This is a genomic window from Anaerosporobacter sp. (assembly GCF_031551385.1).
Lineage (GTDB): Bacteria > Bacillota > Clostridia > Lachnospirales > Lachnospiraceae > Anaerosporobacter.
The window spans coordinates 1-8,459 of record NZ_JAVBNS010000139.1; the positions used below are offsets into that span (position 1 = coordinate 1).

The 8,459-nt window shown below is 35.2% G+C and carries 6 protein-coding genes; 3 read left to right on the forward strand and 3 right to left on the reverse strand.

From position 1 onward, the window contains the following. Window positions 1–1,355 (forward strand): glycosyl hydrolase 115 family protein (locus RMR19_RS11545; RefSeq protein WP_310603639.1); only part of this gene is annotated, 1,355 nt, incomplete at its 5' end. A gap of 144 nt (window positions 1,356–1,499) precedes the next feature. On the opposite strand, the gene uxaC is transcribed toward RMR19_RS11545, so the two are convergent. From uxaC to uxuA, 3 genes are read right to left on the reverse strand one after another with little or no spacing between them, the layout of a single operon-like run. After that, window positions 1,500–2,903 carry a glucuronate isomerase gene (gene uxaC / locus RMR19_RS11550; protein WP_310603640.1) on the reverse strand — a complete coding sequence of 468 codons (1,404 nt, stop codon included), beginning with the start codon at window positions 2,901–2,903 and terminating at the stop codon, window positions 1,500–1,502. A 12-nt stretch (window positions 2,904–2,915) separates the two neighbouring features. Continuing rightward, window positions 2,916–4,526, reverse strand: coding sequence for a mannitol dehydrogenase family protein (locus tag RMR19_RS11555; RefSeq protein WP_310603641.1), 1,611 nt, complete (start codon window positions 4,524–4,526; stop codon window positions 2,916–2,918). A gap of 1 nt (window position 4,527) precedes the next feature. Further along, window positions 4,528–5,595 carry a mannonate dehydratase gene (gene uxuA, locus RMR19_RS11560; protein WP_310603642.1) on the reverse strand — a complete coding sequence of 356 codons (1,068 nt, stop codon included), beginning with the start codon at window positions 5,593–5,595 and terminating at the stop codon, window positions 4,528–4,530. 594 nt (window positions 5,596–6,189) lie between these two features. Here uxuA and RMR19_RS11565 point away from each other — a divergent pair. After that, window positions 6,190–7,065, forward strand: coding sequence for an AraC family transcriptional regulator (locus tag RMR19_RS11565; protein WP_310603643.1), 876 nt, complete (start codon window positions 6,190–6,192; stop codon window positions 7,063–7,065). Window positions 7,066–7,716: 651 nt separating this feature from the next. Continuing rightward, a partial coding sequence (locus RMR19_RS11570; RefSeq protein ID WP_310603644.1) for a PEP/pyruvate-binding domain-containing protein occupies window positions 7,717–8,459 on the forward strand: 743 nt, incomplete at its 3' end.

Consider the following 8,459-nt stretch of genomic DNA (forward strand, 5'->3'; position numbering starts at 1 on the left):
TATGGAGAAAGGCAATTGGATCGCAACGTCATATGAAGGTAATATGGAATATTGGCTTTCGTGGACAAGGCGATTGCCCATTTTGGGACAATGATCCACAATATGATACGCCAGAATCCCGTGGCAAATTAATGAGTGAATTAATTATGTTACAGTATAATATGGTGAAGCAGTATATACCAGAGGCTATATGTTGTACTAATTTATATGGAGAAACAATGGAGTTGTATAACGATGGTTATCTTGAACTTCCAAATGATATAATAAAGATTTGGGCAGACAATGGTTATGGAAAGATGGTTACACGACGCCAGAATAATCATAATCCAAGAATCCCTTCCCTTCCTGTTAGAGAAAAAGAAAATCGTCATGGCGTATATTATCATGTGTCTTTTTATGATTTGCAGGCGGCGAATCACATTACCATGTTACCAAATTCATTAGAGTTTATAAGACAGGAACTAAATGAGTTGATTTCACATGAAGTAAAAGATTTCTGGATTATAAATTGCTCGAATGTAAAACCACATGTATATCTTTTAGATTATATTGCGAGTGCTTGGAAAAATGGAGATATCGAGGTTGAGGAACACAGAGAACAATATATTGGCGAGTATTATGGACAGCAAAATGTGAAATTAATATCGCAATGTTTTGAGGATTATCCGAGATATGCTTTACCATTTGGAAAACATGAAGACGAACATGCAGGAGAACAATTTTCTAATCATGTTATGAGAATACTGATTTCTCAGTTTATGAGAAATAAACACGAGAGAACCGAAGATCTCTTATGGGCAACACAGGCAGAGTCATTGAAAGAACAAATCGAATGGTATAAAGAATTATGCCAAAATGCTTATTTAGGATATGAAGAATATTTAAAAAAATCTGAAGAGGTAGCTATAAAACTATTTGAAAGTGAAAGAAGGTTGTTTGAGGATTCCTTACTTTTACAAGTTAAGATTCATTATTTTTGTTTTTTAGGTGCCAATAAGATGTGTGAGTCTCTGCTTGCTGCTTATCAAGGTGAGTTCAAAAAAGCATTCTATTATGCAGGATTAGCAAAAGAAGATTACCAAAAGGCAGACCGTGCAATGCGAGATTGTGAGCATGGCAAATGGAATAGATTCTATGAAAATGAGTGCTTAACAGATGTGAAGCAGACCGCATGGGTAATTACAGGACTTATGAGCTATATAAGAAATCTTGAAGATGGCCCTCATTATTATCAATGGCAGAGAGAATTTCTATATTCGGAAGAAGATCGAAAAGTTATGCTGATTATGAATATGGAAAATCATTTAACGGATGAAGAAATATTTGAATTGATGAAAGAAAAATGGGAGTTTTAGAAAGTGACAATTGAATAATTGTGAGAGATAGTAAAAATGCAACACAGGGAATTATTTATTTGATTCCCTGTGTTGCATTTTATTGTTATATATAATGATGTTGGGGGACGAAAGGGAGGTTGAGCTTTGTATCATATAAACGATTTACAAATCCAAATAATTCCTCGCATTATAGTAACATACATTTTGTGTGATTAACTCTAATGATTTCATATCCTCTGGATATTCGCCTCGTTCTACGAAAGTACCTAACTTGTTACATAGAATTCGTCTAAAGTATTCATGTCTAGGAAAGGATAGAAAGCTTCGGGAGTCTGTTAGCATACCGATAAAAGTGGATAAAAGACCTGCTTCGGAAACAACGTCCATTTGGTGTTCCATACCGCGCATATGGTCACAGAACCACCAAGCACTACCAAGTTGAACTTTGCCTTTAATACCAATGCTATTTGCTTGAAAGTTCCCAGCCATAGTAGCTAACATCTCAGCATCTTTTGGGTTTAGATAGTAGAGAATTGTTTTAGGTAACTGGTCAGTTTCATCCATGGCATCTAATAGAGCAGAAAGTTGTGTAGCATAATTAAAGTCATTGAGACTATCAAGTCCAACATTGCTTCCAAGGTTTTTTAAGATTCTAGTAGAGTTATTACGAAGTGCTCCGATATGTAACTGCATTACGATTCCATGATTCGCATATTCCTTAGCTAATTCTGTTAGAAGCCAACCACGGTATTTGGCACAATCATGATTAGAAATAATAGCACCATTTAATTTATTACGATAAATTGCATCAACCTCTTCATATGTAGTCGGTTCAAAAAAGTTATCTTCAAGACTATGATCACTAATGCGACAACCTGCATCGATAAAATAGGAAAGACGGAGTTTTAATGCATCTAAAAGATCAGATATATGGTCTAAAGAGAGATCTGTTACTTCTGAAAGCTGCTCTATATAGTGAGTGAATCCTTCTTTTTCAATACCGACAGCTAACTCAGGGCGAAACGTAGGGAGGACTTGGATTTCAAAGCCAGTCTCTTTTAGCTTCTTATGATAAACAAGAGAATCAATCGGATCATCTGTTGTACATAGAGCTTCAATATTTTGCTTGCGTAATAGATTTCGCACAGAATACTGTGAGGATTGAAGTTTCTCGTTGCATTTGTCCCAGATTTCCTTGGCATTACCAACGGATAATGTCTCGTCGATATCAAAGTAGCGTTTTAATTCCAAATGTGTCCAATGATATAAAGGATTACCAATTGCATATTGTATCGTAGTAGTCCAAGCGAGAAACTTTTCAAATGGTTCGGCATTCCCTGTAATGTATTCCTCAGATAGACCATTGGCGCGCATAGCGCGCCATTTATAGTGGTCTCCACCTAACCATGCTTCGGAAAGGTTGCGGTAACAATTGTTTTGATAAATCTCTTGTGCACTTAGATGATTATGAAAATCGATAATTGGTAGATCTTTTGCATAGCTATGATAGATTTCCTGTGCGATTTTATTATGTAAGATAAAATCATCATGAATAAATGGTTTCATTTGAGAGTCTCCTTATACATATCGTTCTAGTGCCTTATGTACAGCACCGATTCCTGTTATCATTTCACTAAAGTAATCACATACGAGAGAAGCTAGATTCATATCGTAAAGATTGACACCGAATATCGATTCATTTGACAGAATAGGTTTTAGTGTATCTGCTACATTCACAGAATCACCAAGTTTAATGTTTGCAACATAAGGGCACAACTCGTCAAGAAGAGGGTCTGGACTTAATGTAAATGGATTACCGTTATCATCAATTGCCATAAGATAACGCAACCAGCCAGCAAATACAAGTGGAATAAGTTTCAAATCCTTCGTATCGAGAGTTTCACAAGCATGATATGCTTTAATTGTTTCACCAAAACGGATTGCAAGTTTCTGAGAAGTATCTGTTGCAATACGCTGTGGAGTATCTGGCATAAATGGATTAGGAATTCGTGTGTTTAAAACAGTATCAATAAACTCTTTTGGGTTAATAATACTAGGGTCTACAACAACAGGAAGACCTTCTTCGTATCCAATACCTTCTACGAGCTTTTTCAAAGTTTTATTTTGCAGCTCCTTTGAAATCAAATCGTAGTCAAGAAGACAACCAAATACAGCAAGTGCAGTGTGGAGAGGGTTTAAACAAGTACAAACCTTCATCTTTTCTACTTTATCAACAGTAGCTCTGTCAGTAAACATAACGCCACCGCTTTCAAGATTAGGGCGACCATTTGGAAATGTATCTTCAATTACTAGATACTCGCATTCCTCCGCATTTACAAATGGTGCTACATACGTGTGTTTACTAGTAACAAGTGGTTGCAGACCTTCAATACCATCTTTGGTAAGAAGCTCTTCAACAGAAGAGTCTGGACGAGGTGTGATTTTATCAATCATAGACCAAGGAAAGCTAACTTTTTCTGGGGTGTTCACATAATCTACAAAGTTATTTTCAACAAGTCCTTTTTCGCTCCATTCTTTTGCAAAGGCATGAATGGCTTCGTATAGTTTTGTTCCGTTATGAGAACAGTTGTCCATACTAACGAAAGCGATTGGCTTTTGACCAGAGCAGAAACGTGTATATAGGAGTGATGCAATTTTACCAATATAACTTTCTGGTTTTATAGGACCATTTTTCATGTCGCTTTCTACAAGCGAAAGAAGCTGACCTTTTCCATCAACTAGGCTATAGCCTTTCTCGGTAATCGTGAAGCTGGCGATTTGCAAGGAATCTTTTTGAAAGATTTCCTTTAAGCGATTAAAATCAGTTGTATTATCAGAATCTAAGGTTAGGGATTCTGTAATACTTCCAACAACAGTTTTTGCAACCGTTCCATCTGCTTTTAATGTAGCTAAGATGCTGTAGTCATCATGAGGCTGATTTATCTTTTCAATGATTTCATAATCATAACCTTCTGCAACGATAAGACCTCGGTCGAGTGTTTTTGAGTTTAGAAGATTTTCCACTACATTTGCCTGAAATGCACGAAAGATATTGCCAGAGCCAAAATGAATCCAGTAAGGATTTTCTTTTGTTTTCGCAGCTACTTCATCACGATTATATTGTGGAAGAGTATAGCCTTTTTCCAGCCATGTAGAGCGGTTTTCTAATCCTTTATTATTTAGTTCCATGTTATTTCGCTCCTTTCACAATCGCTTCCCATAGTCCGTTTAGATAGGTAGCGCCAAGAGCACGGTCATATAATCCATATCCAGGCATTGCGACTTCATCCCATATCATACGACCGTGGTCTGGACGTATTGGCCCAGTAAAGCCAATTTCATAGAGTGCTTTCATAATTTCATACATGTCAAATGTTCCATCTGAAGAAAGATGTGCTGATTCCTCAAAGTCCGTAGGGCTATTGAATTTTAGATTTCTTACATGGGCGAAATGGATACGTCCTTTTAAAGCACGAATCATAGCAGGTAGATTGTTTTCTAAGTTCGTTCCATAAGAACCAGAGCAGAATGTAACACCATTATGAGGGTTATCAACCATGTTCATCATGCGTAAGATGTTGGTTTGATTTATAATAATTCTTGGTAGACCAAACACACTCCAAGCAGGGTCGTCAGGATGAATTGCCATATTGATGTCGTATTTATCACAGACAGGCATAATTCGCTCAAGAAAATATTTTAGATTATCAAATAGTTTTTCTTCATCAATATCTTGATACATTGCAAACAATTCTTTGATGTTTTTCATTCGTTCCGGTTCCCAGCCGGGCATAATCATTCCGTTGGAATCTCCTGCAATAGAATTAAACATTTCCTCTGGCTTTAGTGCATCAACAGTTTCCTGTGAATACGCTAATACCGTTGAACCATCAGGACGTACTCTCGCAAGTTCCGTTCTTGTCCAATCAAATACAGGCATGAAATTATAGCAAACGAGATGAATATCTTCTTTCCCAAGATTCTCTAATGTCTGAATATAGTTATCAATATAGAAGTCACGGTCTTCTGAACCTGTTTTTATTGCATCATGTATATTTACACTCTCAATACCAGAGATATGTAGTCCAGAAGCTTTGACTTCTGCTTTCATCTCACGAATTCTTTCCTGACTCCATACTTCTCCAGGTGTAGTATCATATAATGTTGTAATTACTCCAGTAACGCCAGGTATTTGGCGGATTTGTTTTAATGTAACCGTATCGAATTTTGAACCATACCATCTCAATGTCATTTCCATAATTTTTATTTCCTTTCTTGAAAAGATAATGTTTTGTTACTTTTAATTATAGAGGGAATAGAAAAAAATCATATTGATAGACTTGTTGTTCACATTGTAAAAGTTGCGGTTTGATGGTATGATTGGTGTGTAGAATGCAAAACTTGGGGACACTTTCAAAGCGTATTCGCTGATGGTCTCTAAGACAAAACACGCTACACACCTAAGAACTTCTAAGTGTGTACGGAGAAAGTATTGGGAGCGATACGGAAAAGCCCTCGATTCGGCATCCTGCCTCAGCTCAGGCTGGCTCGGCGTCCATGCCTCGCCTTCCTAGGTTGTCGATGTACACACTAAGAAGTACTATAGGTGTTTCGCTATCGTTTTTTACTTAGAGACCATCAGCGAATACGCAGGGAGAGGTTACGAAGTTTTGCATAGCTACGTTGTTGATACACAAGTACAGGTAAGTTGATGAATGAATAGTTCCTAGTTTTCATTGGCAATATTATTATTAATTTTTGAAAAGCAAATTATAATGGTAAGTAAAAGATATCTAATTTTCTATTAAATTTTTGACAATCAAAACTAATAAAATCCGAGAGGAGGAGCAAGATGAAAAAAAACCTAAGAACAGAATTTACAAGAAGACAATATATGCTTTCCAAGGATTTTGAAATCTATTATTATAATGATCGTAATCTTATGCAAGTAAAACCGCATACGCATAATTATTATGAGTTTTATTTCTTCTTAGAAGGGGAGGTTTCAATTAAAATAGAAGAGGAAACATATGCTTTGAAAGCAGGTGATATTGTATTGATTCCTCCGAATGTTTATCATCATGCGATTATTCATGATAAGAGTAAGCCTTATCGACGTTTTGTGCTCTGGATTAGTAAAGAGTATTGTGAACAGCTTATGGAGATGTCAATAGATTATGTGTATTTGATGCAGTATGTTTCAATTTCCAAAGAATATATATTTCATAACGATATTATAACATTTAACACGATACAAGCGAAAGTTTTTCAGCTTGTGGAAGAGATTCAAGGGGAACGATTCGGAAAGAATATTAAAATTACGTTGAGTATAAATGATTTAATTCTTCATTTGAATCGAATTGTGTATGAATGGAAGCAGGAAAGGCGTTTAATAGAAGGTCAGAATTTATATCAGAATTTGATTTACTATATTGATGAGCATCTTGATGAAAAGCTTACTCTTGATACATTGGCGAAGGAGTTTTTTATAAGCAAGTACCACATTGCACATATCTTTAAAGACAATATGGGATTGTCTATTCATCAATATATTTTGAAAAAAAGATTACTGGCATGTAAGGAAGCTATGTTTGGAAATGAAAGTATTAGTGAAATATATTTGTTATTTGGATTTAAAGATTATTCAAGTTTTTATCGAGCATTTAAAAAAGAATTTGGAGTTTCGCCAAAAGAGTTTAAAGAAATGAAAATGCATGAAAATGTATAGTTTTTTGAAAAGCTGGTAAACTATAGTGAAGTAGGGGCAAATTATTATATTGTTAATTAATAGACAAATAATAGAAGAAACAATATACTGTATACAATTAGCACAATCTTAGCAGTTGATAGACCTAAAAAATAGCCATTCTTGGCGATGAAAGGGAATAAAAAATACAATTTTTTAGTGATAGATAAAAAATTCACAAAATGCAATATTTAAGTGGATTATTCAAATAAAATAGAATTCATAATACTGTTTATAAAATTGAAGTGAAATCTAGCAAGATAAAATGTATAATTTTAAAAAGATAAATCAAAATTTATAAGTAATATTGCATAAGCCTTATGGATGGCACTGTCATATCGTTCGTTTGGGAAGTAAAAATTACGAAAAAAATGGTTTCTTAATTATGCAAACTATGCTATAATAGCAATTGGTGACTGACATAACAAAAAATGGTGTTATGTTATATATTTGGTAGTTGTTTTTGAAAAAGAGGACATGCTATCAATAAAAATCAGAGACAAGATTCTGGTAATTCTTGATATGACAACAATGCCACATTCAATTTGGTACACAATTGGCATTAAGAAAGACAATTGCATGACTAGCAATTGCGACGTCATATGAATTAAATATTAGGAGGTAAGTTCTACAATGGCAAAATGGGTATATTTATTCACAGAAGGTAACGCTACAATGAAAAACCTACTTGGAGGTAAAGGATCAAACTTAGCAGAAATGACTACTTTGGGACTTCCAGTACCACAAGGTTTTACAATTACAACTGAGGCTTGTACACAATACTATGAAGATGGTAAAAAAATCAATGATGAAATCATGGGTCAAATCATGGATAGCATCACAGCAATGGAAGATATCACTGGAAAGAAATTCGGTGACCATGAAAATCCATTATTAGTATCTGTTCGTTCAGGAGCTAGAGCTTCTATGCCAGGTATGATGGATACAATCTTAAACCTTGGTTTAAATGATGAAGTTGTTGACGTAATGGCAACAAAATCTGGTAATCCTCGTTGGGCTTGGGATTGCTACAGAAGATTTATTCAAATGTATTCTGACGTAGTTATGGAAGTTGGTAAAAAATACTTTGAAGAACTAATCGACAAAATGAAAGAAGAAAAAGGCATCACTGAGGATGTTGATTTAACAGCTGATGATTTAAAAGAATTAGCAAATCAATTCAAAGCTGAATATAAAGAAAAAATCGGTGAAGATTTCCCATCTGATCCAAAAGAACAATTAATGGGAGCTATCAAAGCTGTATTCCGTTCATGGGACAACCCTCGTGCAAACATCTACCGTCGTGACAATGATATCCCTTACTCATGGGGTACTGCAGTAAACGTACAAATGATGGCATTTGGTAACATGGGCGA